The following is a 25,799-nucleotide window of genomic DNA, read 5'->3' on the forward strand; positions in this document are numbered from 1 at the left end:
GCGCGCAGCATCACGAGGTCGGCGCGCAGGCCGTCGACACCGGCGGCATGCGCCAGGTCGGCGGCGCGCGCCAGCGCGGCGTCGCCGAGTTCGACCGCATCCAGCCGTGCGCGCGCGGCGGCGATCGCCCGCGCCAGCGCGGCGTCGTGCGCGGCGTGTTCGGCCTGCACACGCTGCGGGTCGCGGTCGAAGGCCAGACGGGCGCGCAGGATCGCCTGGCGCGCGCCGACGTCGGCCGGGTTGGAGATCGTCACCGACAGGCCGAAGCGGTCGAGCAGCTGCGGCCGCAGCTCGCCTTCCTCGGGGTTCATCGTGCCGACGAGCACGAAACGCGAGGCGTGGCGCTCGGAGATGCCGTCGCGCTCGACCGTGTGCACGCCGCTGGCGGCGGCGTCGAGCAGCGCGTCGACCAGCGCGTCGGGCAGCAGGTTGACCTCGTCGACGTAGAGCACGCCGCCGTGGGCACGCGCCAGCAGGCCGGGCTTGAAACGCAGCCGGCCGTCGCGCAGCGCATCCTCGACGTCCAGCGTGCCGACCAGCTGCTCCAGGCTGGCCGCCAGCGGCAGCGTGACGAAGGGCGCGCCGGGCAGCAGCGCCGCCAGCGCGCGTGCCGCGGTCGACTTGGCGGTGCCGCGCGGGCCGCTGATCAGCACGCCGCCCAGGCTTTCGTCGACGGCGGCCAGCAGCAGCGCCTGCTGCAGCCGCGGCTGGCCGACGAGGGCGCTGAACGGGTAGGCGGGGAGTTCGGATGGGGCGGTCATGCGTTGTCTTCCAGGCGCTGCTCCAGCGCCAGCAGGTGCGCGGCGATGCGCTCGCGTTCGGCCCCGGGCTCGCGCCACAGGCCACGCTGCATCGCTTCCAGCAGGCGCTCGCCGACGGCGCGCAGCGCCTCGGGGTTGTGGCGCAGCAGGAACTCGCGTGTCGTCTCGTCGTGCAGATAGGCGTCGGCGACCAAGGCGTACTGGTGGTCCTCGACCAGCCCGGTGGTGGCCGAGAAGGCGAACAGGAAGTCCACCGTCGCCGCGATCTCGAACGCGCCCTTGTAGCCGTGGCGGCGGATGCCTTCGAGCCACTTCGGGTTCACGGCGCGGGCGCGCAGCACACGCGCGATCTCCTCGCGCAGCGGCCGCACACGCGGCGCGCCGGGCACGCTCAGGTCGCCGTGGTAAAGCGCCGGCGCGTGGCCGCGCAGCGCCTCGACGGCGGCCGCCATGCCGCCCTGGAACTGGTAGTAGTCGTCGGAGTCGAGCAGGTCGTGCTCGTGGTTGTCCTGGTTGTGCGCCACCAGGTCCAGGCCGCGCAGCCGGGTCTCGAGCGCGGCACGCGCCGCCTCGCCGTCGCGGCCGCCGCCGTAGGCGTAGGCGCCGGCGCGCAGATAGGCCTCGGCCAGGTCGCCACGGCCCTGCCAGCGCCGGCCGGCGATCAGCTCCTGCAGCCCGGCGCCGTAGCCGCCGGGGCGCGGGCCGAAGACACGCCCGCTGGCCTGGCGCAGCGCGGCCTCGTCGTCGAGACCGCCCTGGCGCGCCGCCAGCGCCTCGCGCTGCACGCGCGCGCGCACCGGGTTTTCGTCGTCGCTCTCGTCTTCGGCCGGCACCGCGGCGACGGCGCGCACCGCGGCGTCGAAGAGTTCGATCAGGTTCGGGAAGGCGTCGCGGAAAAAACCCGAGACGCGCAGCGTGACGTCGATGCGCGGCCGGCCGAGGACCGCCACCGGCAGCAGCTCGACGTCGAGCACCCGGCCGCTGCCGGCGGCCCACTTGGGCCGCGCGCCGAGCAGCGCCAGCGCCTGGGCCAGGTCCTCGCCGCCGGAGCGCATCGTGCTCGTGCCCCAGACCGACAGGCCGACCGTGGCCGGCAGCGCGCCGTGGTCCTGCAGATGGCGTTCGACCAGGCGCTCGGCGGCGGCGCGCCCGGTGGTCCAGGCGGCGACGGTGGGCACGGCGCGTGTGTCGACGGCGTAGAAGTTGCGCCCGGTCGGCAAGGTGTCGGCACGGCCGCGCGACGGCGCGCCGCTGGGCCCGGGCGGCACGACGCGGCCGCCCAGGCCACGCAGCAGCTGGCGCATCTCCTCGGCGCCGCAGGCGTCCAGCCGCGGCGCCAGCACGTCGCGCAGCGCGGCCAGCACCGGCGCGGTCTGCGGCCAGGCGTCGGCGTCGGCGGCCGGCGCGCCAGGCTGCAGCGCGTGCGCTTCGAGCAGGCGTTCGGCCAGCAGTTCCAGGCGCTCGCGTGTGTGGCCGGCGTGGCGCCAGGGCGTGTCGGCCAGCGACAGCAGCAGCGCCGGGCGCGGGCCGTCCCAGGGCCGGGCCCAGTCGGGCGCGAGCGGGTCGAAGCCCAGCGCCAGGTCGGCGGCCAGCGTGCGCAGCAGGCTGGCGTCGCCCGGCGCGGCGCCGCGCTCGAAACGCGCCAGCGCCCGCAGCGTGTCGCGCCGCGCCCGGCCTTCGGGCGAGCGACCGAAGACGTGCAGGCCGTCGCGGATCTGCGCTTCCTTCAGCTCGCAGAGGAAGGCGTCGAGGCGGCGCAGCAGCGCCTCGCGCTGGCCGTCGTCTTCGGGCGCGTCGAAGCCCAGTTCGCGGTGCAGCCCGGCGCCGATCACCTGGCCGAGCAGCACCTGGCGCAACCGGCGCGCGCGCGGCGGGTCCAGCGCCAGCGCCTCGTAGTACTCGTCCATCGTGCGTTCGATGTCGAGCAGCGCGCCGTAGGACTCGGCACGTGTCAGCGGCGGCATCAGGTGGTCGACGATGACCGCCTGCGTGCGGCGCTTGGCCTGGCAGCCTTCGCCGGGGTCGTTGACGATGAACGGGTACAGGTGCGGCATCGGCCCGAGCAGCAGGTCGGGCCAGCAGGCTTCGCCGAGCGCGACGCTCTTGCCCGGCAGCCACTCCAGGTTGCCGTGTTTGCCGACGTGCACGACGGCGTCGGCCGCCCAGTGGCGGCGCAGCCAGAAATAGAACGCCAGGTAGGCGTGCGGCGGCACGAGGTCGGCGTCGTGATAACGCGCCAGCAGGTCGGGCCCGCGCGAACGCGCCGGCTGGATGCCGACGAAGACGCGCCCCAGGCGCAGCCCCGGGATCATGAAGCGCCCGGCACGCATCATCGGGTCGGCCTCGGGCGCGCCCCAGAGCGCGAGCACGGCGTCGCGGCAGACGGCCGGCAGGCGCTCGAACTCGGCACGGTAGTCGGCCAGCGCCAGGCTCTGCGCCGCCGGGCGCACGTCGTTAGCCTCGATGTCGTTGGTGACGCCGGCGGCCAGCGTCTGCATCAGCGCCTCGCTGTCGGGCGGCAGCGCGCCGACGGCGTAACCCGATTCGTGCAGCGCCTGCAGGATCAGCAGCGTCGAGGCCGGCGTGTCCAGGCCGACGCCGTTGGCCAGGCGCGCGTCGTCGTTCGGGTAGTTGGCCAGCACCAGCGCCAGGCGCTGATCGGCCGGCGGCACGTGGCGCAGCCGGCACCAGCGCCGCGCCAGCTCGGCGACGAACGCCATGCGCTCGGGTTCGGGCTGGTAGCGCACGACGTCGATCTCGGTGCGCTCGCAGCGCCAGGCCACGCCCTTGAAGCTGATCGCGCGCGTCGCGATGCGGCCGTCGACCTCGGGCAGCACGACCTGCATCGCCAGGTCGCGTGGCGCCAGGCCGTGCGGGTCTTCGGCCCAGCGTTCGCGTGTGCTGCCGGCCAGCAGCAGCTGCAGCACCGGCGCGTCGCCGGCCAGCGGCTCGAAACCGGCACCGGCGCCGCCGAGCGCAAACGCCGTCGCGTTGAGCACGACATCGACCGCGTGGCGCGCCGCCAGCGTGCGCAGCAGCGCCAGGCTCTCGGCGTTCTTCAGCGTGTCGACGGCCAGCGCCAGCGGCTCCAGCCCGGCGGCGGCCAGCGCCGCGAGCTGGGCGTCGAAGACCGCCGTGTTGCCCGACTGCAGATGGGCCCGGTAGAAGACCAGCAGCGCCACCGGCGCGCCGGCCGGGCGCGCAGGCCAGGCGGCGGCGTCGCGCGGCACATAAGGCAGCGCACAAGGCAGCGGCTCGGGCAGCGAAGGGCGCTCGCCGCGGCCGAAGGCGGCGTGCGCGATCAGCGCGAAGAAGGCCTCGGCCTGCGCCGGCCCGCCGTCGCGCAGACAGCGCCAGAGCAGGCGGCAGTCGTCGGCGGCGGCGGTGGAGCGCGCGAGCAGCTGCGGGTCTTCGCCGAAGTCGCCCGAGAACAGCGCCAGCCACTGGCCGCGCCGGCGCGCCGTGCGCCCGGCCTGTTCGACGAGATAGGCCCAGTCGGCGGCATTGCCGAGGTGATCGACGACGACGGCGCGTGCGTGCTGCAGCACCTCGTCGACGTAGAGGTCGACCGAGGCCGGCTGGCGCAGCGCCATCAGGTTGGCCAGGCGGACGCTGGGGAAGCCGGCCGGCAGCGCCGCGGCGGTGTCGGCCAGCAGCGCCAGCGTGCTGTCGGCGGCGCTGAGCACGACGATCTCGCCCGGCGTCTGCGCCAGGCGCACGACGCCGCGGCCGTCGTCGTCGACGAGGCCGGCGGCGCGTGTCGACAGCAGGTGCATCAGCCGGCGGCCAGCGCCTGCTGCAGCTCGGCCTGCAGCACGGCGGCGTCGAGCCCGGCGCCGATCAGCACCAGACGCGAGACACGTGCCTCGCCCGCGCGCCAGGCCCGGTCGAAGTGGCTGTCCAGGCGCGCGCCGACGCCTTGCACGACGAGGCGCATCGCCGCGCCGGGCAGCGCGACGAAGCCCTTGGCGCGGTAGATCTCGTGGCGCGCGACGAGCGCGGCCAACGCCTGCAGCAGGCGCTCGCGGTCCGTCACCTCGACCGTCAGCGCGACCGAGTCGAACTCGTCGTGGTCGTGGTCCTCTTCTTCGTCGTGGTGCGTGTGGCGGCCGTCGATCGCGTCCTCGACGGCGCGGCCCAGGCCCAGCAGCACGTCAGGCGCCAGGCGGCCGTGCTGCGCGGCGAGCAGCTTGACGGCCGCCGGCGCACCGGCGCGCACCTGGGCCTCGACGGCGGCCAGCGCCGCGGCGTCGAGCACGTCGGTCTTGTTCAGCACGACGAGGTCGGCGGTGGCGAGCTGGTCCTCGAACAGTTCGGCCAGCGGCGACTCGTGGTCGAGGTTGTCGTCGGCGCGGCGCTGGAGGTCGACGGCCTGCGGGTCGTCGGCGAAACGGCCTTCGGCCACCGCCGGCGCGTCGACGACGGTGACGACGGCGTCGACCGTGAACGCGTGGCGCAGCGTCGGCCACTGGAAGGCCTGCACCAGCGGCTTGGGCAAGGCCAGGCCCGAGGTCTCGATGACGAGGTGATCGATGCGCTCGCGGCGCTCGGCCAGGCGCTCCATCACCGGCGCGAACTCCTCCTGCACCGTGCAGCACAGGCAGCCGTTGGCCAGTTCGACGAGGTTGCCGTCGTCGCGGCCTTCTTCGTCGCAGCCGATGCCGCAGCCGCGCAGCAGTTCGCCGTCGATGCCGAGTTCGCCGAACTCGTTGACGATGACGGCGATGCGGCGGCCGCCGGCGTTCGTCAGCAGGTGGCGCAGCAGCGTCGTCTTGCCGGCGCCGAGGAAGCCGGTGACGATGGTCGCGGGGATCTTGTGCATGGGTTCAGTCCTCGATGCCGCGCTGTGCAGGCACGCCGGCGTCGTAGTGGTGTTTCAGTTTGGTCATCTCGGTGACGGTGTCGGCGGCTTCGATGAGCTCCGGCGGCGCGCCGCGCCCGGTCAGCAGCACGTTGACCTGCGGCGGGCGCGCGCGCAGGCAGGCGAGCAGCTCGTCCAGCGGGATCCAGCCGTAGCGCAGCGGCGCCATCACCTCGTCGAGCACGACGAGGAAGTGCGCACCCGACAGCACCGTGTCGCGCACGCGGTGCCAGCCGGCACGCGCCAGCTCGGCGGAGTGGCCCAGGTCGCGGCTCTTCCAGCTGAAACCGTCGCCCAGGCCTTCGATCGGGATGCCCAGCTGCTCGAACAGCCGGTGCTCGCCGAACCGTGCCGAGGGCACTTTCATGAACTGGAAGATCTTCACCGCCTTGCCGCGGCCGTGGGCGCGCAGCGCCAGGCCGAAGGCGGCGGTGCTCTTGCCCTTGCCCGGCCCGGTGTGCACGATCACCAGCCCCCGGCGTTCGCCCTGAGGGCGCGGTTTGTCGCGATCGAACGGGGGCGTTTCGATCTGCATGGTGCCGTCCGTCAGGCGGCGGCGGTGAGCCGCTCGTCCAGGCAGGCGCGCGCCCAGCCGGCTTCGCGCCAGCGGCGCACGGCGCGCACGATCAGCAGCGTGAACACCGGCTCCAGCGCCACCAGCACGAGGTAGGACGAAGCGAAACGCGCCCAGTCGGCCAGCGGCGTCGCTTCCTGGCCGATGGCCAGCCAGAAGCCGACCATCGCCGTGACGCCGGCGTAGTAGGCGGCGTCCAGGCGCAGCACCGTGGCGACTCGCGCCTCGCTGACCTGCGCGGCCGACAGACGGCGGCCGATGCCGAAGTGAACCGCGGTCAGCGGCACGACCAGCGACAGCGTGTTCACCGCCAAGTGCAGCAGGTCCTGCGGCTCGAACAGCAGGCCTTGCAGCGCGAGGCCGAGCGCGAAGCCGAACAGCGTCGGCAGGTAACCCAGCAGCAGGTAGATCGGCATCGCGCCGATGAAGTGCAGCTCCGACGGGCCGACGGCCATGTGGAAGGACTGCATGAACAGCGAGAAGAACACCGCCGCGAGCAGCGTGCGCAGCCACAGCGCCGGGCGCCTGGCGAGCGCCGGCAGGTGCGCCAGCAGCACGCCGCTGGCGGCGACGTTGGCGGCGAGGATCTTGGTCTGGGCGAGGACGCCGGGTTCGATGTGCATCGGGTGCTCCTGGGTCGAGACGGCGCGACGACGGCGGCCCGCCGCCGCACGACGGCTCGGGCGCGGCGACACGGCACGCGCTGGGAAGGGACGGCTCGGAAAACGTGAGACGGGTTCGGCGCGCCCGGCCGCTTCCCCGCGGCTGGCGCTACACGGCGCGCCGCTCGCGCGGGCACGCCACCTCGTTGGCCGGTATCCGGGCTGGCGGACCTGTCCGTGACGCCTTCCCGGTGGCGACGCTGGCGCGCCGCCGTCCCAGTGGCCGTGTCACGGGCCGGAAGAGCCGGCACGAAGCCGTCTTTCCGTCCGCTTACCGTTGCGGGGGCAGCTCAGGTTGGGGCTCGCGCCGTGACGGCCTCGCCCTTCCTGATTCCCGTTGAACTGCCTCGGCGGAAAGCCTCGGCGAGCACCAACGCGGCGCATGATACAGGTCAGGTCTCGCGGCGGGGCCGCCGGCGGCGCTGGTTATGATGCCGGCCGTTGGTGCTCGCGCCCACCCTCCGGTGGATGCAGTTCAACGGGAATCAGGGAGGGGCCTCGTGCCCCCAACCTGAGCTGCCCCCGCAACGGTAAGCGGACGGGGCCTCACCGGCCCCAGCTCGTGTCGAAGCCACTGGGAGTCGTCTCCTGGGAAGGACACACGGGTCGTCTTCGCCAGCCCGGATACCGGCCAACGAGGTGGCGTGCCGCGCGAGCGGCAGGCCGTAAGGCGCCAGGCTGCGGGGAAGCGGCCAGGGCGCGTACGCCGGTATTCCCATGTCTTCCAACGCGCCGGAACTCCGGCCCGACGCCGCCACGCCCAGCGCCTGGGGCGAGGCCGAAGCCGCGTTCTACGCGCACACCATCGTGCGCTCGGGTTACGCCCGCGCCGTGCTGCCGCTGCTGCCGCGCTTGCTGCCCGATCTGCTCGACATCGGGGCCGGCAGCGGCGTGCTCAGCCGCCGCATGCTCGCGCCCGGCGCGCGCTGGCACGCCGTCGAACCACAGCCCGAGATGCAGCGCCGGCTGCTCGCGCGGCGACCGGCGCTGGCCGTGCGCGGCATCCGTCTGGAGCTGTCGCCCGTCGACTGGACGCAGCTCGAGCCCGCCGTCGCCGCCGACACGCTGCTGGCCGCGCACCTGCCGCCGGCGCAGCGTGAACCCGCCGCCTTCCACGACGCGATGGCCACACGCTGGCGCCGCTGCATGGCCTGGGTCGTGCCGGCGCAGGCCGGGCCGGCGACTTTCTGCCTGGCCGGCGTGCTGACGCCCGAACTGCACGGCGCCGACACGCGCCCGGTCGTCGAACGTGTGCTCGCCGCACTGGGCCCCACACGCGCGCCGCAGGCGCTGCACTTCGCCGACTGGCGCTACGAGGTGTGTTTCGAGTCGCTGGCCGCGGCCCAGGCGCACGTCATCGAGCGCCTGCGTCTGCTGCCCGGCGACGAACGCCGGCCGCAGGTGCTGGCCCAGGTCGCCGCCTCGGCGCGGCCCGGCCGCCGCGGCCTGCGCCTGGGCTGCGCCAAACGCAGCGCGGTGCTGCTCTGGCACCGCGACTGACCCTGTTTCCCTCCCTCCAGAAGAAGAGACGATGAAGATGAAGCCACAGGAAAGATCACCGTCGCGCCACTGGCGCCCTGCCGTGCTGGCGCTGCTGCTGCCGGCCGCCGCCCAGGCCCAGAGCGAGGCCGTCGAGACGGTGCAGATCACCGCCGAGCGCCGCGTCGTCACCGCGACACGCGTCGCCGAAGACCCGCTGGATCTGCCGTTCTGCACCTACGCCGTCGGCCGCGACGAGATGGACGCCGTCGGCGCGCGCACGCTCGAGGACGCGCTGCGCGCCGTGCCCGGGCTGCAGCACGGCACCCAGGGCAACTACTTCACGCGTTTCGAGACCCGCGGCCTGCGCGACACCCAGGACGTGCTGGTGCTGATCGACGGCGTGCCGCTGCGCCTGCTGCAAGGCAACGCCGACCTGACGCTGGTCGCGCCCGACCTGCTGGAGCGCATCGAGTTCATCAAGGGCCCGGCTTCGGCGCTGTACGGCCGCAACGCGATCGGCGGCGTCGTGCAGATGTTCATCGAACCCGAGGCCGAAGGCGGCAGCGCGCGCGCGACGCTGGGCAGCTTCGGCCGCCGCGACCTCGGCCTGCGCCAGCGCTGGGACGGCGAACGCGGCCATCTGTCGGTGGGCGCCGCCTACAGCCGCGTCGACGGCTTCCAGGACGGCACGCCGCGCGACCAGGCCACGGCCAGCGTCGGCGGCGAGCTGGCGATGACCCGCGACTGGGCCAGCAGCGTGCAGCTCTTTTCCAGCCAGGTGAACGCCAAACGCGGCTCGATCGTGCCGCTGAAGGACGGCCATCCGATGTTCGGCATAGCCCCGGAGGACAACTACGGCATCCCCGGCGCGCACGTCGACGGCGAGTACCTGAGCCTGGCCTGGCGCAACCGCGTGCGGCTGACGCCGGCGATCAGCTTCGAGCACCTGAGCAGCATGGCGCGCTACGACCGCCTGTTCCAGGGCGGCATCACCATCGTGCCGCCGCCGGCCGCCGTCACCAAGGGCTGGTCGGAGACCGACACCCAGGACCGCGGGCTGTTCCACGAGTTCACGCTGAACGCCAAGGCCGAACTCGGTGTGACACGGCACGCGCTGCAGCTCGGGCTGAACCTCGAGTCCGGCTGGCAGGACCAGGCCTCGCCGTCGTTCAGCGGCGCACCGACCTATCGCGGCCCCGACTACGACACGCCGGTCAGCAACGTCGGCAGCGATCCGCGCGGCATCCGCGGCCCGGTGACCGACTCGCGCTTCGACCAGCGCGTGCGCAGCCTGTACCTGCAGGACCGCATCGACATCGGCGCGCTGAGCCTCAGCGCCGGCCTGCGCCACGACCGCTTCGAGCAGACGCTGCGGCGCAGCGGCACCACCGTGCAGGCGCACCAGGAGGCCAGCCGCACCAGCCCGCGGCTGGGCGCCGACTGGCGCTACGCGGCCTCGGCGGCGAGCGAGAACGCGCTGTTCGCCAACTGGGCCGAAGGCTTCCGGCCGCAGGCCGTGGCGCTGAACACGCGCTCGGGTGTCGTCGTGCCGGCGCTGCTGCGCCCGGAAGTCACGCGCAGCCTCGAGATCGGCGCCAAGGGCCGCGCGCTCGACGACCGCTGGAGCTACCAGGTGGCGCTGTTCCAGGCCGACAAGACCGACGGCCAGCGATCGTTTCGCACCGGGCCCGACAGCTTCATCTTCACCAATGCCAGCTCGCGCGTGCGCGGGCTGGAGACGCTGCTGCGCGCGCGGCTGTCGGCGGCCTGGTCGGGTTACGCCCACTACACCTGGCAGGACGCGCGGCTGCGCGACTTCCCGACCTATGACAGCGCCGGCAACCCGGGGCCGAACTACGCCGGCAACCGCATGCGCATGTCGGCGCGCCACATCGCCGGCGCCGGCCTCGCCTGGTCGCAAGGCGACTGGCAGTGGACGGGCAGCGCCAACCACGTCGGCCGCCGTCCGCTGCGCGACAACGTCGAGCACTCGCAGATCCTGCCGTCGTACACGCTGCTGGCGACGGCCGTCACCTGGCAGGCGACGCCGCGGCTGTCGGTGCAGGCCGGCGTCGACAACCTCGCCGACGTCGAGTACATCGCCGACGACTTCTCGTCGCAGGAAGCAGGCTGCTTCGGCACGCCGCGCAGCCTGTTCCTGCGGCTGAAGGCGCAGTGGTAAGCGGGCCTTCGTCGCCGGCGCGGCGGGCGCTGCTGGCGGGTGCCGCGCTGTGCTGTGCCGGGCGCGAGGCACAGGCCGCGGACACCTGGCCGCGCAGCGTCGTCGACGCGCTGGGGCGCAGGCTGCGGCTGGCCGCGCCGCCGCAGCGCATCGTCGCGATCTTTCCGAGCAACATCGAGATCGTCTTTGCGCTCGGGCTGGAGGCGCGTGTCGCGGCGATCGGCGGCCGCGTGCGATATCCCGAGGCGGCGCTGGCCAAACCGTCGGTCGGCGGCGCGCTGGGTTATTCGCCCGAGGCGCTGGCGGCGCTGAAGCCCGACCTGATCGTGCTGACGCCGTCGCACGGCAGCGCGCTGGGCCTCGTCGAGCCATTCGAGCGCGCCGGCGTCGCGGTGCTGGTGCTGGCGCATCCGGACCTGGCGGCGGTGCGGCGCAACATCGACCTCGTCGGCCGCGCCACCGGCTGCGAAGCCGCCGCGGCGGCGCTGCTGGCGCGTTTCGACGGCGCGCTGGCGGCCATCCGCCAGGCCTGGCAGGGCCGGCCACAGCCGAGCGTGTACCTGGAGACCGCGGCCGCCGCACGCGGCGCCTACCAGACCGTCGGCCGCGGGCACTACGCCGACGACGCGCTGGCCTGCGCCGGCGGGCGCAACGTCTTTACCGACCTGGCCGGCGCGCAGCAGGTCAGCGCCGAGGCGGTGCTGCTGCGTGACCCGGAGGTCATCGTGTCGCTGCAGGCCGTGCCACGGCCGGCCGAGGAGATCGCGGCCCGGCCGGGCTGGTCGCGGCTGCGCGCGGTGCGCGAAGGGCGCGTCGTCGTGCTGCCGCGCAGCCATTTCCTGATCCCCGGGCCGCGCCAGACCGAGGCCGTGCTGGCCTACGCCCGCGCGCTGCATCCGCAGGCCTTCGGAGCGGCGGCATGAGGGCGCGGCAGGCGATGCCGCTGCTGGCCGCGGCGCTGCTGGTGGCGCTGGTGCTGGCGCTCAGCGGCGGCGCGGCCTGGGTGGCGCCGGCGCAGTGGCTGGGCGGCGACGGGCTGATGCACGACCTGGTCTGGGTGTGGCGCGCGCCGCGTGTCGCCGCGGCGTTTTTCGTCGGCGCCTGCCTCGCGCTGGCCGGGCTGCTGTTCCAGGGCGTGTTCCGCAACCCGCTGGCCGAACCCTATCTGCTGGGCAGCGCCTCGGGCGCCGCGGTGGGCGCGGCCATCGCGCTGCTGCTGCCGCAGTGGCTGCCGCCAGGCTGGTCGCTGCCGCTGCTGGCGTTCGCCGGTGCCTGGGGCGCAAGCTGGCTGGTGCTGGCCGTCGGCCGCGCCGGCGGCGGCTGGCAGCCGGCACGGCTGCTGCTGGCCGGCGTCGCGCTGGCGGCCATCCTATCGGCGCTGCGCGGGCTGCTGCTGATGCTCTTCGGCGACGAGTCGACCAATCTGCGCGCGCTGATCTCCTGGCAACTGGGCGGCGTGCAGACACCGACCGCAGCGCAGTGCGCGGCTTTCGTGCCGCTGCTGGTGCTGCTGGCCGCCGGCGCCCGGCGGCTGGCTTTCGGGCTGGACGCGCTCGGCCTGGGCGAACAGGCGGCGCACGGCATGGGCGTGCGCGTGCCGCGGCTGGTCGCGCAGGCGGTGCTGCTGGCGGCGCTGGCCACCGCGCTGGCGGTCTGCTGGGGCGGGCTGATCGGCTTCGTCGGCCTCGTGGTGCCGCATCTGCTGCGCTGGTGGCTGGGGCCGCTGCACGGCCGGCTGGTGCCGGCCTGCGTGCTCGCCGGCGGCACGGCGATGGTGCTGGTGGACCTGATCGCCCGCGCGGCGCTGGCGCCCAGCGAAATCCCGGCCGGGCTGCTGACGGCGCTGGTCGGCGGGCCATTCTTCCTGGGCCTGCTGCTGAGACGGCGGGAGTGACGATGGACACGACGACATCGCCGGCCCTGGCGACGCACGGGCTGGAAGTGCGAGCCGGCGCGCGCACGCTGCTGCTCGGCATCACCGCGTCGTGGCCGGCGCGCGGCCTGTTCGCGCTGGTCGGCGCCAACGGCGCCGGCAAGAGCACGCTGCTGCAGGCCTTGATCGGCCTGCGCCCGGCACACGCCGGCGAGGTGCGCCTGCTCGGCCGCCCGCTGGCCGCCTGGAAGCCGCGCGCGCTGGCCCAGGCCATCGGCTACCTGCCGCAGCAGACGCACAGCCACTGGGACCTGACGGTCGAGGAGTTGCTGCAGCTGGCGCTGGCGCCGCCGGACGCGGCGCTGATCGAGGCCTGCGAACTCGGGCCGCTGATGCGGCGCCGGCTGCACACGCTGTCCGGCGGCGAGGCGGCGCGCGCCGCGCTGGCGCGCGCGATCGCGCACCGCCCGCCGCTGCTGCTGGCCGACGAGCCGGCCGCGCACCTGGACCTGCCGCACCAGCACCAGCTGATGCGCCTGCTGCGCGCCTGCGCCGCCGACGCCGCCGACGCCGCCGTCCTGGTGGTGCTGCACGACCTGCACCTGGCGGCACGCTACTGCGACCACGTGACGCTGCTGGCAGGCGGCCGCGTGCTGGCCGCCGGCCATCCGGACGAGGTGCTGAGCAGCGCTTCGCTGAGCCAGGCCTACGGCAGCGCCGTGGCGCGCTGCGACCTGGGCCGCCAGAGCTTCTTCACGGCCGAGAGCTGAAGCGGGTCGCGGAAAAGACAAAGGGCCCGGCTTCTTACGAAACCGGGCCCTCGAATCTTGGAGCGGGATAAGAGGCTCGAACTCTCGACCTATACCTTGGCAAGGTATCGCTCTACCAACTGAGCTAATCCCGCTTGGTGGCCTGGGGCGGAATCGAACCACCGACACGCGGATTTTCAATCCGCTGCTCTACCAACTGAGCTACCAGGCCAAGAGCCCGCGACTATAGCACAGGTTTCAGGAAACGCCACGCTTGTTGCGCGTGAGATCGACACCCAGCTGCTTGAGCTTGCGATACAGGTGGGTGCGCTCGAGGCCGGTCTTCTCGGCCACGCGCGTCATCGAGCCGCCTTCCTTGGCGAGGTGGAACTCGAAGTAGCTCTTCTCGAACGCGTCGCGCGCCTCGCGCAGCGGGCGGTCGAGATCGAAGCTCTGCTCGGGGCGCGGCCCCGGGGGCACCGCCGGCACCGGCGCAGCCGCGACACCGGTGGACACCAGGGCCGGGCTGCCGTTGAGGAACGGCCTCGACGCCGGCAGCGGCTCGCGGGCACCGCCCGGCGCGACGCCGGCCGCGGCCAGGCGCTGGCCCGGGCGCACCAGCGCCTGCTCGACGGCGCGCAGCAGCTTCTGCAGCGTGATCGGCTTCTCGAGGAAGGCGACGGCCCCGTGTTTGGTGGCCTCGACCGCGGTGTCGATCGTGCCGTGGCCGCTCATCATGATGACCGGCATCGTCAGCAGCCCACTCGTGCCCCACTCCTTGAGCAGCGAGATGCCGTCGACGTCGGGCATCCAGATGTCCAGCAGCACGAGGTCGGGGCGCAAGGCCTCGCGCACCTGGCGTGCCTGAGCCGCGTTTTCCGCCAGCTCGACCGTGTGGCCTTCGTCGCTGAGGATCTCCGAGAGCAGGGCGCGAATGCCCAGCTCGTCGTCCACTACCAGAATCGTTGCCATGCGCTGAGGTCAAAGCACCTGTGTTGCGTCACCGGAAGCGGTGGCCGGACCGCCGTCGGTCTCGGGGTTCGGCGCAGGTGCGAGTAAGGAAAATGATAGCGAAACTCGGGCCCCGGTCACCGGGGATTCCGGGGCGTCGTCCAAGTGCATGTTGACGGCCCGCAGCCGCGCGTGATGTTCGTCGGCGATCTTCTTGACGACCGCCAGCCCGAGACCGGTGCCCTTGGCCTTGGTCGTGACGTAGGGCTCGAAGGCGCGCTTGAGCACCTTGTCCGGGAACCCGGGGCCGTTGTCCTGCACGAACAGCCGCACCGCACGCAGCTCGCCGTTGTCGCCCAACGAGCGCGCGGTGCCGATCTCGACGCGGCCGTCGGCACGCTCGGACACCGCGTCCAGCGCGTTCTGCACCAGGTTGTGGATGACCTGGCGGATCTGCGTCGCGTCGCCCAGGATGCGCGGCAGCGGCTCGGTCAGACGCACGACGAGCTGGCCGCGATCGTGCGCCTGGCCGTACAGCGCCAGCACCTCGTTGGCCAGGGCGTTCAGGTCCAGCGGCTTCATCTGCGCGGCCGGCAGCCGGGCGTAGTCGCGGAACTCGTTGACCAGGCGCTGCATCGCGTCGACCTGGGCGACGATGGTCGCCACCGAGCGCAGCAGCAGCGCCTGGTCGCTGCCCTCGAGCTTGCTCTCCAGCCGGTGCTGCAGCCGCTCGGCCGACAGCTGGATCGGCGTCAGCGGGTTCTTGATCTCGTGCGCCAGCCGCCGCGCGACCTCGGCCCAGGCCTGCGAACGCTGCGCCGAGACGACCTCGGTGATGTCGTCGAAGACCATCAGCCGCTGCTCGCCGGGCAGCGGTGCGCCGCGCACCAGCAGCGTCAGGGTCACGCCTTCGGGGCGCGCGAGCTCGAACGCGTCCTGCCAGTGGTCGCCGCCGAGTTCGCTGCGGTCGGCGAGCTGCTCGTAACGCTGCTCGACGCTGCGTGCGAAACCCTCGAGTTCGGGCAGCTCGCCCAGGTGGCGGCCGCGCCAGGCGGCCACCGACAGGCCGAGGATGCGCGTCGCGCCCGGGTTGACGGTGTCGATGCAGCCTTCGCGGTCGAAGACGATGACGCCGGCGGTCAGCGTGTCCAGGATGGTCTGCAGCCGGGTGCGCGCGCCTTCGAGCTGGTCGACGCCGCGCTGCACCTGCTCGCGCGCGTCGGCCAGCTGCGCCGTCATGTCGGCGAACGAGCGCGTCAGCCCGCCGAGCTCGTCGCCCGAGGCGAACACCGGCTTGGGCTTCAAGTCGCCGGCGGCCACCTGGCGCATGCCGTCGGCCAGAAGCAGCAGCGGCCGCGCGAGCTGGTTGCCCAGCAGGATGGCCAGCAGCACGGCGCCGAAGACGGCGAGGATCAGCGCCAGCGTCAGCGTGCCGATGTACATGCGCGACAGGCTGTCGCGCGCCAGCGCGCGCTGCTGGTACTCGCCGTGTGCGGCCTGCACGGCCAGCGCGTCGACCGCCAGCTTGCGTGGCAGCGGCTGCACCACCATCAGGAAGCGGTCGTCGCCGGGCGACAGGCGGATGCTGGCGTCGGGCAGCAGCGCCAGCGCACGCAGGCGCGGCGCCCCGCCGGCGCCGTCGCTGGCGCTCAGCGCCTCGTCATCCAGGCCCTCGATCTGGCTGGCCACGCCCAGCGAGCGCGCCTGGCGCAGCAGCGTCGTCGGCGGCCGCTCCGGCGGCGACGAGCCCGGCGCGACACCGGCCGTGGCAAGGATCTGGCCGCTGTGGTTGAGCAGCGCGATCTCGCGCACCCCGGTCTGCTCGCGCAGGCGTTCGAGCACCAGCGGCGACGGCTGGCGCGAGTCGCCCAGCCGCTCGGCGGCCAGGCGCGCCTTGCCGGCGACGTCGGCCTGCAGCGCGTCCAGCGTCGTCTTGCCCAGCGCCAGCCCGGCGTCCAGTGCGCCGGCGACCTTGACGTCGAACCAGGCGTCGATGCTGCGCGAGACGAACTGGTAGGACACGGCATAGATCACCAGGCCCGGCAGCACGCCGACGAGGGCGAAGATGCCGGCCAGCTTGATCAGCAGCCGGCTGCCGAACTTGCCGCGCTTGAGCCGCAGCACAAGGCGCACCGCCGCCACGCCGATGACCAGCACCAGCAGCGCCGCGACCGCCGCGTTGACCCAGAACAGCCAGACGAAGTGGCGCTCGTAGAAGCCGCCGCCGGCCGTCGACAGCGACAGCACGAAGGCCAGCACCAGCGCCGCGCCGATGCCCGCGACCAGCGCGACGATCCAGATCCAGCGCGCCGGACGGTTCATGGCAGCTCGACCGGCAACTCGCGCTCCGCGCCGATCGCCCAGTCGGCCTGGCCGCCCAGTCCGATCTGCATCGGGCTGGGCAGCTGGCTGGTGTCGAGCCGCCAGCTGAACTCGATGTAGTAGTCCTTGCCCGGCTCGAGCTGCGACAGCTCGGCGATGCGCCAGCCGGCGCTGCGCGTGACCGCGGCCATCGCCTCGGCCAGCGTCGCGTAGGTCTGGTTCAGGCCGCCCAGGCCGACACGCCAGCTGGAGGTGAGCGGCTGGTAGACGACGCGCCAGCTGCGCGAGACCCGCGCCACACGCTCGTCGCGCCAGTACCAGCGGTCACGCCGCAGCGTCGCCTGGGCGACGAAGTAGACCGGCACACCGCGTGCCATCGCGTCCTCGACGGCCTTGGGCAGCGTCACGCGGGCGGCGAACTCCAGCGTCAGCGCGCCGTCGCTGCGGCCGGACTGCAGCTGGATCAGCTCGACGCCCTGGGCCCGTGCCGGCGCGGCCCCCAGGCCGAGCCAGCCGAGCACGGCCCACAGCCCCAGGCCCAGCAGCAGTCTTCGGCGGACCGGCGGCGATCGCATGACGGGTGGTGCTCGGGCGTCAGGCCTTGTGGACGAGGGCGTAGTAGAAGCCGTCGTGCAGCGCCTGGCGCGCCGACGGCTGCGAGGGATTGTCGGCCAGCGGCAGCAGGTGCCCGGGCGACAGCGGATCCAGGCTCGCGCCGCTGTCGGCGTGGCGTTGCAAAAACGCGTCGATCTGTTCGGCCCCCTCGCTGCGGAACAGCGAGCAGGTGGCGTAGACCAGGCGGCCGCCGGGCGCGAGCAGCGGCCACAGCGCGTCGAGGATCTCGCCCTGCAGCCGCGCCAGCGCGGTGATGTCGTCGGGGCGGCGCAGCCAGCGCACGTCGGGGTGGCGGCGCACGATGCCTGCGGCGCTGCACGGCGCGTCGAGCAGGATGGCGTCGAAGGGCCGGCCGTCCCACCAGCGTGCGGTGTCGCGGGCGTCGCCGGCGCGCAGCGTGGCCTGCAGCTGCAGCCGGTTCAGGTTCTCCTGCACACGCGCCAGGCGCACCGGGTCGCTGTCCAGCGCCAGCACGTCGAGATCGGCCAGCTCGAGCAGGTGCCCGGTCTTGCCGCCCGGAGCGGCGCAGGCGTCGAGCACACGCGCGCCGGCCGGCAGCCCGTCGCCGACGAGCAGCGGCGCCGCACGCTGCGCCGCCGCGTCCTGCACCGAGACCTCGCCTTCGGCAAAACCGGGCAGCTGCGTCACCGGACAGGGCTCGGCCAGCACGACGGCCTGGCCGCCCAGCGCCGCGTCGTCGACCAGCGTCGCGGCTCGACCCTGGGCCGCCAGGCGCTGCACGTAGGCCTCGCCGCTGCCGCGGCGGCGGTTGACACGCAGCGTGAACGGCGGATGCACGTTCGAGGCCTGCAGCAGCGCCTGCCACTGCGTCGGCCAGTCGTGGCGCACGCGCTCGATCCACCACAGCGGGTGGTTGAACGCGCCCAGCGGCTGGTGGCGCGCCGCCGCAGCGAGCTTGTCGCGCTCGCGCACGAAGCGGCGCAGCACGGCATTGATGAAGCCGGCGGCCACCGGCGTGCGCTGGTGGGCGGCGTGCACCGCCTGGTCGACCAGCGTGTGGTCGGCATAGGGCGAGGGCTCGCCGGTCGGCCAGAGCAGCGCCAGCGCCGTCAGCAGCAGCGACTCGACGTGCGGCGGCGGCGACTTCGGTGCCATCAGCGCGCGCGCCTCGCCGGCACTGCCGAGCCAGCGCATGACGTGGAAGCTGAGCGCCTGCACGCCTGGGCGGGCGTCGGGCGGCACACGCGCCAGCACGTCGGTCAGCGAGCGGCCCTGGCGCACCGCGTGCACGGCGTCGGCGGTCAGATCGAGCAGCCGCGACAGCGGCACGGACGAAGTCGGAGTGGTCACCAGGGCAGTCTAAGCGGAGCCTGCACGCCGACGAAGCGCGCCGCACAATACCGGCTCCCTTCGCCCCCGGCCGACCGGCCCGCCCATCCCCATGGCCAAGACCGTCCCGCTCCCGGAGTCCACGCCGCCGCGCCTGCTGCGCAGCGAGGAGGAACTGGCCTCGATGCCGGTGTCCGAGCGCATCCGCTACCGCCTGGTCTGCGCCGACAAGCGCTTCCACGCCAACGACAACATCGCCGACTTCGTGCGCGAGGGCGAGCTGCCCGAGCTGAAGAAGGAAGTCCAGGCCAAGCTGGAGGAGCTGCTGCGCGCGCTGGTCATCGACACCGAGAGCGACCACAACACGCAGGAGACGGCCAAGCGGGTGGCCAAGATGTACATCGACGAGGTCTTCCGCGGCCGCTTCCACCCGATGCCGTCGGTGACCGAGTTCCCGAACGCCGAGCGCCTGAACGAGCTGATGATCGTCGGCCCGATCACCGTGCGCAGCGCCTGCAGCCACCACCTGTGCCCGATCTTCGGCAAGGTCTGGATCGGCCTGCTGCCCAACGAGCACAGCAACCTGATCGGGCTGTCCAAGTACGCCCGCATCACCGACTGGATCATGAGCCGCCCGCAGATCCAGGAAGAGGCGGTGACGATGCTCGCCAACGAGCTGCAGGAGCGTGTGCGCCCCGACGGCCTGGCCATCGTCATGGAAGCCGACCATTTCTGCATGCACTGGCGCGGCGTCAAGGACACCGACAGCGCGATGGTCAACAGCGTGATGCGCGGCGCGTTCCTGAAGGACCCGAACCTGCGGCGCGAATTCCTCTCGCTGCTGCCGCGCAAGCAAGACTGAAAGGCCCGCGATGCTCGTCCGCCTCATGTACGTCAGCCGCGCCGTGCCGGCGCTGGACCCCGAGGAGCTGCAGGCCATCCTGCGCGCCTCGCGCGCGCAGAACCCGGCGCTCGGCATCACCGGGGTGCTGTGCTACTCCGACGGCATCTTCGTGCAGGTGCTCGAAGGCGGCCGCAGCGCCGTCAACCGCCTGTACGCACGCATCGTCGGCGACCCGCGCCACACCGAGGTCGAGATCCTGGTCTACGAGGAGATCGCCGAACGCCGTTTCGCCGGCTGGTCGATGGGCCAGGTCAGCGTGGCGCGGCTGAACCCGGCGCTGCTGCTGAAGTACTCGGAGACCGCGACGCTGGACCCCTACGCCGTCTCGGGCCAGGTCAGCAAGGCGCTGTTCGACGAACTGGTGGCCACCGCGGCCATCGTCGGCCAGTCCTGAGTCAGAGCCGCCCGGCGGGGCCGAAGCGGTACAGCCGGATCAAGAGCCGCGTCGGGAACTCGGCGATCGCCTCGTCGTAGGCGGCGCCGGCTTCGTTGAAACGCTGGCGCGCGAAGGCCAGCCGCGAGCCGCCGTCGGCCAGCACCGCGGCCTGCTCGGCGATCGCCGGCTCGACCTTCAGCAGCGGGTGCTGCTCCAGCAGCGCCAGCACGCGACTGGCCGCGGCGCCCATCGCCGCCTCGCCCTTGACCAGCACCAGCGCCGCTTCCAGCCGCACCGGGCGTGCGCCCAGCGCGTCGGCGGCCTCGCGCACCTGGGCCTCGGCGGCGAGCAGCGCGTCCAGCGCCTTGGCTTCGCCGGCCATCGGCTCGCGCAGCGCCTGGGCCAGGGCCTGCGCCGCCTCGCCGCGGCGCGCCAGCGCCTCGGCGACTTGCTGCCAGGCCGCGGCGATCGCCGTGCGCAGCGCCATCAGCCGGTTGTAGGCACCGACCATCCAGAACACGAGCACGGCCGCCAGGGCCAGCACGAGGATCTGCCCGGAGGACACGGCGTCAGCGCCGGATCTCGCCCTGGCCGAGCACGATCCACTTCAGCGAGGTCAGGCCCTCCAGGCCGACCGGGCCGCGGGCGTGGAACTTGTCGGTCGAGATGCCGATCTCGGCACCCAGCCCGTACTCGAAACCGTCGGCGAAACGCGTGCTGGCGTTGACCATCACGCTGGCCGAGTCGACCTCGCGCAGGAAACGCATCGCGTTCGGGTGGTTCGTCGTCAGGATCGTGTCGGTGTGGTGCGAGCCGTGGCGGTTGACGTGGGCGATGGCCTCGTCGAGGCTGGCGACGACCTTGATGCTGATGACCAGCGCCAGGTACTCGGTGTCCCAGTCGGCCTCGGTGGCGTCGACGACGCGCGCGCCGGGCACGGCGGCGAGCATCGCCTTGGCCGCCGGGCAGCAGCGCATCTCGACGCCCTTGGCGGCGAAGACGGCGCCGATGCGCGGCAGGAAGGCCGCGGCCTGCGCCGCATGCACCAGCAGCGACTCGGTCGCGTTGCAGGGGCTGACCTTCTGCGTCTTGGCGTTGTCGGTGACGGTGACCGCCTGCTCCAGGTCGACCTCGGCGTCGACGTAGACGTGGCAGTTGCCGTCCAGGTGCTTGATGACCGGCACACGCGCCTCGGCGGCGATGCGTTCGATCAGGCCCTTGCCGCCGCGCGGGATGACGACGTCGACGTGCTGCGGCATCGTGATCAGCCGGCCGACCGCGGCGCGGTCGGTGGTCTCGACGAGTTGCACCGCGTCGGCCGGCAGGCCGGCGTCGACCAGCGCGCCCTGGACCAGCTTCCACAGCGCGAGGTTGGAGTGCAGCGCCTCCGAGCCGCCGCGCAGGATGCAGGCGTTGCCGCTCTTGATCGCCAGCGACGCGGCCTCGATCGTCACGTTCGGGCGGCTCTCGTAGATCATGCCGAAGACACCCAGCGGCACGCGCATGCGGCCCACCGAGATGCCGGTCGGGCGGCGACGCAGCTCGCTGATCTCGCCGATCGGGTCGGGCATCGCGGCGATCTGCTCGCAGCCTTCGGCGACCGTCTCGACGACCTTGGCCGTGAGCTTGAGCCGGTCGACCATCGGCTCGGCCAGCCCGGCGGCGCGCGCGGCGGCGAGGTCGAGTTCGTTGGCCTGCTGCAGCGGGCCGAGGTTGGCGCGCAGCGCGGCAGCCAGGCGGCGCAGCGCGTCGTCCTTGGCGGCGGAGCCGGCACGCGCCATCGCGGTGGCGGCCACACGCGCGGCGGCGCCGACGCGGTCCATGTAGGCGGCGATGTCGTCGGTCGGGTTCATGGCGCGGGATTGTCCCGCAATGCGCCGGCGGCACCTCGGGGCGGGGTCAGGTCTCGCGCGAGCAGGCGGGGTCAGGTCTCGCAGGGGTCAGGTCTCGAGGAGCAGGCGGGGTCAGGTCTCGTGAGACCTGACCCCCTGGCCGCAGAGACCTGACCCCAGATCTGACCCCAGATCGAAATCAGCCGCGCAGCGTGCCCGGCGGCACGAGGCCGCGGCGCGGGATCGGCGTCGAGAACACGATCTGGGTGCGTGTCTCGCCCCAGGCGTTGATCGAGCCGAGGAAGGCCTCCAGCGCCGGCAGGTCGGCGGCGACGACGGTCAGCAGGTAGGAATCGGCGCCGGCGACGTGGTGGCACTCCAGCACCTCGGCGGCACGGCCGATCTGCTCGAGGAAGGCCTTCTTCGCCGGCTGGCCGGCGACGGTGAGGCCGACGATCGCACGCACCGTGTAGCCGGCGCGCGCCGCGTCGACGTCGGCGACGACGCCGCGCACGACGCCGGCGTCCTGCAGGCGCTTCAGCCGCTCGGCGGTGGCCGGGATCGACAGCCCGGCGGCTTCGGCCAGCACCTTCAGCGGCGCGCGGCCGTCACGCTGCAGCGCGAGCAGCAGCTTCCAGGCCTTGTCGTCGAGCACGTTTTCAGTCATGCAGCAGTTTGGCCTGAAATTTCAACTACAAGCAACCAGACCACCTGAAGAATCATCTGGATCGAGCGCCAGCAGCTTCTCACAATGAAGCCGTGGACCCGCAACTCACCCTCTTTCTGCAATCCGCCGCGATCGGCCTGTCGATCGCCGCGCCGGTGGGCCAGATCGGCCTGCTGGCGATCCAGCGCACGCTGCAGTACGGCTCGGCCGCCGGCATCGCCACCGGGCTGGGCGCGGCGGTCGCCGACGCGATCTACGGCGCCGTCGGCGCCTTCGGCGTCACGGCGCTGATCACCTTCCTCGTCGAGCAGCGCACGCTGCTGGCCGGCGGCGGCTCGGCGCTGCTGCTGTGGATGGCCTGGCGCATCGCGCGCCAGCCGCCGGCGCGGCGCGACGGCGGCCCCGGCGAACGCGCGCCGCTGGCGCGGCTGTTCGCCGGCACCTTCGTGCTGACGCTGGCCAACCCGACGACGATCCTGTCCTTCATCGCCGTCTTCGGCGCGCTGGCCGGGCGCAGCGCGGTCGCCTCGCCGTGGGTGATGGTGGCCGGCGTCGCGGCGGGTTCGGCGCTGTGGTGGTTCATCCTGGCCGGCGCGGTGGGCCGGCTGCGCACACGTTTCGACGCGCGCTGGCAGCACCGGGTGAACCTGGCGTCGGCGGCGCTGCTCGCCGGCTTCGCGCTCTGGCAGCTGGCGGCGCTGGCGCGCTGATTCAGGCGCCGAGCACGCGCGCCAGCCAGGCCGCCACGGCCTCGGGCGCGGCGTCGAGCTCGATCGTCTTGCGCCGGCCGGTCTGGCCGTGCGTCAGCCGCACCGCGCGCTTGGGCAGGTCCAGCTCGTCGGCCAGCCAGGCGAGCAGCGTCTCGTTGGCCTTGCCGTCGACCGGCGGTGCGTTCAGTCGCACGCGCAGCGCGCCGTCGTGCAGCCCGTCGGCGCCGGTGCGGCGCGCGTTGGGCACGACCGCCACACGCAGCCGGCTGGCCGCCGCGCCGGCCGCACTCAGGCACGGCGGCGCGCCGTTCACGCCGCGGTCTTGCGTGCCGGCGCCTTCTTCGCCGGCGGCCGCGCGGCACGCGGCTCGAACTCGAAGCCGACCTTGCCTTCCTTGGCGTCGTAGACGAGGAAGGCCTTGAACTTGCGCTTGGTCTTGTTCGAGACGAAGTCCTCGAGCAGCTTGGTGCGGCCGGTGGTCAGCAGGCGCGTCATCTCCTCGTGGGTGACGGGCTGCTGCAGGATCACGGCACCGCTCTTGAAGTCGCAGGTCGTGTGCGCGCCGACGGCGTGTTCGCAGACGTAGCTGCTGCCGTGCTCGTAGACGTGGCTGCGGCACTTCGGGCACGGGCCCAGGCTCTGCTGGCCGCTGAAGTCCACCGGCTCGCCCTCGCCTTCGGCAGGCTTGTCGTCGTCGCCGAAGTCGAACTCCAGCTTCCAGTTGCCGATCTCGTCGTCGTGCACGATGCGCAGCTCGGCGCTGAACGGCCAGCCGGCCTTGGAGCGGAAGCCGTCCAGCGGGCCCAGGCGCTTGTCGCGCAGCAGCGCATCGGCCTCGGCGACCTCGAAGGTGCGGCCGGCCGGCAGCTTGGTGATGCTGAAGCCGCAGCCGCTGCCCTCGGGCGAACCGGCGGCGCCGGTGCAGGCGAAGCGGCGGTAGTTCTCCTTGACCACGCCGCCGCAGTTCGGGCACGGCGTCGACAAGGTCGCGTAGTCGCCGGGGATCGTGTCGCGGTCGTACTCCTTGGCCTTCTTGACGATGCGCTCGGCCATCTTGGCGATCTCGGCCATGAAACGCTCTCGGCTCAGCTTGCCGTGCTCCATCTGCGACAGCTGGTACTCCCAGTTGCCGGTCAGCTCGGGCTTGGTCAGGTCCTCGATCGCCAGGCCGCGCAGCAGCGTCATCAGCTGGAAGGCCTTGGCGGTGGGCTGCAGCTCGCGGCCCTCGCGCAGCATGTACTTCTCGAGGATCAGGCCTTCGATGATCGCGGCGCGCGTGGCCGGCGTGCCCAGGCCCTTCTCGGCCATCGCCTGGCGCAGCTCGTCGTCGTCGATCAGCTTGCCCGCGCCTTCCATCGCCGACAGCAGCGTCGCCTCGGTGTAGCGCGCCGGCGGCTTGGTCTTCAGCTGCTTGACGTCCACGCCCTCGGTGCGCACGGTCTCGCCCTGCGTCACCGGCACGAGGTTGGCGTCCTCGTCCTGGGCTTCCTTGCCGTAGACGGCCAGCCAGCCCGGATTGACCAGCACCTTGCCGTTGGTCTGGAAGTGGTGCGTCGCCTCGGCCACCGCGACCTTGCTGATGCGCGTCGTGACCATGTACTCGGCCGCCGGATAGAACACGGCGATGAAACGCTTGACGACCAGGTCGTAGAGCTTGGCCTCGATCTCGGTCAGGCTCTTCGGGGCCTGCAGCGTCGGGATGATGGCGAAGTGGTCCGAGACCTTGGTGTTGTCGAAGACCCGCTTGGTCGGCTTCACGTAGCCGGCGTCCAGGCCCTTGCGCGCATGCTGCGACAGCGCCGCCAGCGGCCCCGGCAGCTCTTCATCGGCAAGCATCGCGAAGGTCTGCTTGACGACGCCGACGTAGTCCTCGGGCAGCGCGCGCGAGTCGGTCCGCGGGTAGGTCAGCACCTTGTGCTTCTCGTACAGCGCCTGGGCGATCGACAGCGTGGTCTTGGCCGAGAAGCCGAAGCGCGAGTTGGCCTCGCGCTGCAGCGTCGTCAGGTCGTACAGCAGCGGGCTGCTCTGCGAGCTGGGCTTGGCCTCCTCGGTGACGGTGGCCGGCTGGCCGCGCACCGCGGCGGCGATGGCCTGGGCATCCGCTTCGTTCCACAGCCGGTCGGCACGCGCTTCGGCATCGTCGGGGTTCTTCTTCCACTTCGGGTCGAACCACTTGCCCTCGTACTGCCCGGCCTGGGCGTCGAAGGCGGCGCGCACCTCCCAGTAGTCGCGTGCGACGTGCTTGCGGATCTTCTCCTCGCGCTCGACGACGATCGACAGCGTCGGCGTCTGCACCCGGCCCACCGTGGTGAGGAAGAAACCGCCGTCGCGCGAGTTGAAGGCCGTCATCGCGCGCGTGCCGTTGATGCCGACCAGCCAGTCCGCTTCGGAGCGGCTGCGCGCGGCGTCGGCCAGGCCCTGCATCTGCTCGTCGCTGCGCAGCTTGTCGAAGCCGTCGCGGATGGCCTGCGGCGTCATGCTCTGCAGCCACAGGCGGCGGATCGGCTTGCTGAACGGCTTGCCGGCCGCGGCGTACTGGACGATCAGGCGGAAGATCAGCTCGCCCTCGCGCCCCGCGTCACAGGCGTTGACGAGGTCGGTGACGTCCTTGCGCTTGACCAGCTTGACCACCGCCGACAGCCGCGACTTGGACTTGTCGATCGGCGCCAGCTCGAAATGCGGCGGCACCACCGGCAGGTGGGCAAAGCTCCACTTGCCGCGTTTGACGTCGTAGGCCTCGGGGGCCTTGATCTCCACGAGGTGGCCGACCGCCGAGGTCACGACGTACTGGTCGTTCTCGAAATGGTCGGCGTGTTTTTCGAACTTGCCGGCCACCGGCGTCAGCGCTCGCGCGATGTCCTGCGCGACGCTGGGCTTCTCCGCAATGATGAGAGTCTTGGTCATGTCTGCCTTGGCTCACGGCGACGCAAGCCGTGCCTACAATCCGCCGTCTTTCGCGCGCACGCACACACGCGCGCGCCCCTGTAA

At 72.8% G+C, this 25,799-nt stretch carries 21 protein-coding genes, 2 tRNA genes, 1 pseudogene and 2 riboswitches; of the genes and pseudogenes, 8 read left to right on the forward strand and 16 right to left on the reverse strand.

Annotated features, from left to right (window positions below; translation table 11 throughout):
• From RBXJA2T_RS02470 to RBXJA2T_RS02490, 5 genes and pseudogenes are all read right to left on the reverse strand, one after another.
• The coding region (locus tag RBXJA2T_RS02470) for an AAA family ATPase (RefSeq protein WP_009855736.1) at positions 1–761 on the reverse strand (761 nt) is incomplete at its 3' end.
• The gene (gene cobN, locus RBXJA2T_RS02475) at positions 758–4,537 is read right to left on the reverse strand and encodes a cobaltochelatase subunit CobN (protein ID WP_009855737.1); all 3,780 of its coding nucleotides are present in this window, start codon (positions 4,535–4,537) and stop codon (positions 758–760) included. The genes RBXJA2T_RS02470 and cobN, both read right to left, overlap by 4 nt.
• Positions 4,537–5,562: pseudogene (gene cobW, locus RBXJA2T_RS02480) on the reverse strand (cobalamin biosynthesis protein CobW); the annotation flags it as partial. The pseudogene cobW and the gene cobN, both read right to left, overlap by 1 nt.
• Before the next feature lie 25 nt (positions 5,563–5,587).
• Positions 5,588–6,157: a cob(I)yrinic acid a,c-diamide adenosyltransferase gene (gene cobO, locus RBXJA2T_RS02485; protein ID WP_009855739.1), complete on the reverse strand. Its 570-nt coding sequence runs from the start codon at positions 6,155–6,157 to the stop codon at positions 5,588–5,590.
• 11 nt (positions 6,158–6,168) lie between these two features.
• The gene (locus RBXJA2T_RS02490) at positions 6,169–6,819 is read right to left on the reverse strand and encodes an energy-coupling factor ABC transporter permease (RefSeq protein ID WP_009855740.1); all 651 of its coding nucleotides are present in this window, start codon (positions 6,817–6,819) and stop codon (positions 6,169–6,171) included.
• A gap of 170 nt (positions 6,820–6,989) precedes the next feature.
• A riboswitch (cobalamin riboswitch) is annotated at positions 6,990–7,248 on the reverse strand.
• Positions 7,249–7,283: 35 nt separating this feature from the next.
• Positions 7,284–7,509, forward strand: a riboswitch (cobalamin riboswitch).
• A gap of 66 nt (positions 7,510–7,575) precedes the next feature.
• Between RBXJA2T_RS02490 and RBXJA2T_RS02495 the strand changes: the two genes are divergently transcribed.
• From RBXJA2T_RS02495 to RBXJA2T_RS02515, 5 genes are read left to right on the forward strand one after another with little or no spacing between them, the layout of a single operon-like run.
• A complete protein-coding gene (locus RBXJA2T_RS02495; RefSeq protein WP_009855741.1) occupies positions 7,576–8,358 on the forward strand; it encodes a class I SAM-dependent methyltransferase in 783 nt (260 codons plus the stop codon).
• Between the two features lie 31 nt (positions 8,359–8,389).
• Entirely contained in the window at positions 8,390–10,522 is a 2,133-nt protein-coding gene (locus tag RBXJA2T_RS02500) for a TonB-dependent receptor (protein WP_237704847.1), read from the forward strand.
• Positions 10,516–11,445: an ABC transporter substrate-binding protein gene (locus tag RBXJA2T_RS02505; RefSeq protein ID WP_009855743.1), complete on the forward strand. Its 930-nt coding sequence runs from the start codon at positions 10,516–10,518 to the stop codon at positions 11,443–11,445. Before RBXJA2T_RS02500 ends, RBXJA2T_RS02505 begins: the two co-directional genes overlap by 7 nt.
• Positions 11,442–12,416 carry a FecCD family ABC transporter permease gene (locus tag RBXJA2T_RS02510; protein ID WP_029718857.1) on the forward strand — a complete coding sequence of 325 codons (975 nt, stop codon included), beginning with the start codon at positions 11,442–11,444 and terminating at the stop codon, positions 12,414–12,416. Before RBXJA2T_RS02505 ends, RBXJA2T_RS02510 begins: the two co-directional genes overlap by 4 nt.
• 2 nt (positions 12,417–12,418) lie before the next feature.
• Positions 12,419–13,165, forward strand: coding sequence for an ABC transporter ATP-binding protein (locus RBXJA2T_RS02515; protein WP_029718856.1), 747 nt, complete (start codon positions 12,419–12,421; stop codon positions 13,163–13,165).
• Positions 13,166–13,223: 58 nt separating this feature from the next.
• On the opposite strand, the gene RBXJA2T_RS02520 is transcribed toward RBXJA2T_RS02515, so the two are convergent.
• The 6 genes from RBXJA2T_RS02520 to rsmB form a co-directional block, all read right to left on the reverse strand.
• Positions 13,224–13,299: transfer RNA gene (locus RBXJA2T_RS02520), tRNA-Gly, on the reverse strand.
• 1 nt (position 13,300) lies between these two features.
• A tRNA-Phe gene (locus RBXJA2T_RS02525) sits at positions 13,301–13,376 on the reverse strand.
• A gap of 26 nt (positions 13,377–13,402) precedes the next feature.
• Positions 13,403–14,116, reverse strand: a complete 714-nt coding sequence (locus RBXJA2T_RS02530; protein ID WP_029718855.1) for a response regulator — start codon at positions 14,114–14,116, stop codon at positions 13,403–13,405.
• Positions 14,117–14,125: 9 nt separating this feature from the next.
• Complete coding sequence (locus RBXJA2T_RS02535) at positions 14,126–16,417, reverse strand: sensor histidine kinase (RefSeq protein ID WP_009855747.1); 2,292 nt, start codon at positions 16,415–16,417, stop codon at positions 14,126–14,128.
• Positions 16,414–16,992, reverse strand: a complete 579-nt coding sequence (locus RBXJA2T_RS02540; RefSeq protein WP_009855748.1) for a DUF4390 domain-containing protein — start codon at positions 16,990–16,992, stop codon at positions 16,414–16,416. The genes RBXJA2T_RS02535 and RBXJA2T_RS02540 overlap by 4 nt, the downstream gene beginning before the upstream one ends.
• A gap of 19 nt (positions 16,993–17,011) precedes the next feature.
• Positions 17,012–18,343 (reverse strand): 16S rRNA (cytosine(967)-C(5))-methyltransferase RsmB, encoded by a 1,332-nt coding sequence (rsmB, locus tag RBXJA2T_RS02545; RefSeq protein WP_230764692.1) that lies wholly within the window; start codon positions 18,341–18,343, stop codon positions 17,012–17,014.
• 91 nt (positions 18,344–18,434) lie between these two features.
• On the opposite strand from rsmB, the gene folE reads away from it, so the two are divergent.
• Both folE and RBXJA2T_RS02555 read left to right on the forward strand, forming a co-directional pair.
• Positions 18,435–19,184 carry a GTP cyclohydrolase I gene (gene folE / locus RBXJA2T_RS02550; protein WP_009855750.1) on the forward strand — a complete coding sequence of 250 codons (750 nt, stop codon included), beginning with the start codon at positions 18,435–18,437 and terminating at the stop codon, positions 19,182–19,184.
• A 10-nt stretch (positions 19,185–19,194) separates the two neighbouring features.
• Entirely contained in the window at positions 19,195–19,620 is a 426-nt protein-coding gene (locus tag RBXJA2T_RS02555; RefSeq protein ID WP_009855751.1) for a BLUF domain-containing protein, read from the forward strand.
• Position 19,621: 1 nt separating this feature from the next.
• Here the strand turns inward: RBXJA2T_RS02555 and RBXJA2T_RS02560 are convergent, their stop codons facing one another.
• The 3 genes from RBXJA2T_RS02560 to RBXJA2T_RS02570 form a co-directional block, all read right to left on the reverse strand.
• On the reverse strand, positions 19,622–20,167 hold the full coding sequence (locus RBXJA2T_RS02560; RefSeq protein WP_009855752.1) for a LemA family protein: 546 nt from the start codon (positions 20,165–20,167) through the stop codon (positions 19,622–19,624).
• Between the two features lie 4 nt (positions 20,168–20,171).
• Positions 20,172–21,455 (reverse strand): glutamate-5-semialdehyde dehydrogenase, encoded by a 1,284-nt coding sequence (locus RBXJA2T_RS02565; protein WP_009855753.1) that lies wholly within the window; start codon positions 21,453–21,455, stop codon positions 20,172–20,174.
• 178 nt (positions 21,456–21,633) lie between these two features.
• Entirely contained in the window at positions 21,634–22,101 is a 468-nt protein-coding gene (locus RBXJA2T_RS02570; protein WP_029718854.1) for an Lrp/AsnC family transcriptional regulator, read from the reverse strand.
• 92 nt (positions 22,102–22,193) lie between these two features.
• Here RBXJA2T_RS02570 and RBXJA2T_RS02575 point away from each other — a divergent pair, with 92 nt between their 5' ends.
• Complete coding sequence (locus tag RBXJA2T_RS02575) at positions 22,194–22,811, forward strand: LysE/ArgO family amino acid transporter (protein ID WP_009855755.1); 618 nt, start codon at positions 22,194–22,196, stop codon at positions 22,809–22,811.
• A gap of 1 nt (position 22,812) precedes the next feature.
• Here the strand turns inward: RBXJA2T_RS02575 and RBXJA2T_RS02580 are convergent, their stop codons facing one another.
• Together RBXJA2T_RS02580 and RBXJA2T_RS02585 are read right to left on the reverse strand one after the other, a co-directional pair.
• Entirely contained in the window at positions 22,813–23,124 is a 312-nt protein-coding gene (locus RBXJA2T_RS02580) for a DUF167 domain-containing protein (RefSeq protein ID WP_009855756.1), read from the reverse strand.
• Positions 23,121–25,715 carry a DNA topoisomerase III gene (locus tag RBXJA2T_RS02585; RefSeq protein ID WP_009855757.1) on the reverse strand — a complete coding sequence of 865 codons (2,595 nt, stop codon included), beginning with the start codon at positions 25,713–25,715 and terminating at the stop codon, positions 23,121–23,123. Before RBXJA2T_RS02585 ends, RBXJA2T_RS02580 begins: the two co-directional genes overlap by 4 nt.
• Positions 25,716–25,799: the final 84 nt, after the last annotated feature.

The organism is Rubrivivax benzoatilyticus JA2 = ATCC BAA-35 (assembly GCF_000190375.1).
Classification (GTDB): domain Bacteria; phylum Pseudomonadota; class Gammaproteobacteria; order Burkholderiales; family Burkholderiaceae_C; genus Rubrivivax; species Rubrivivax benzoatilyticus.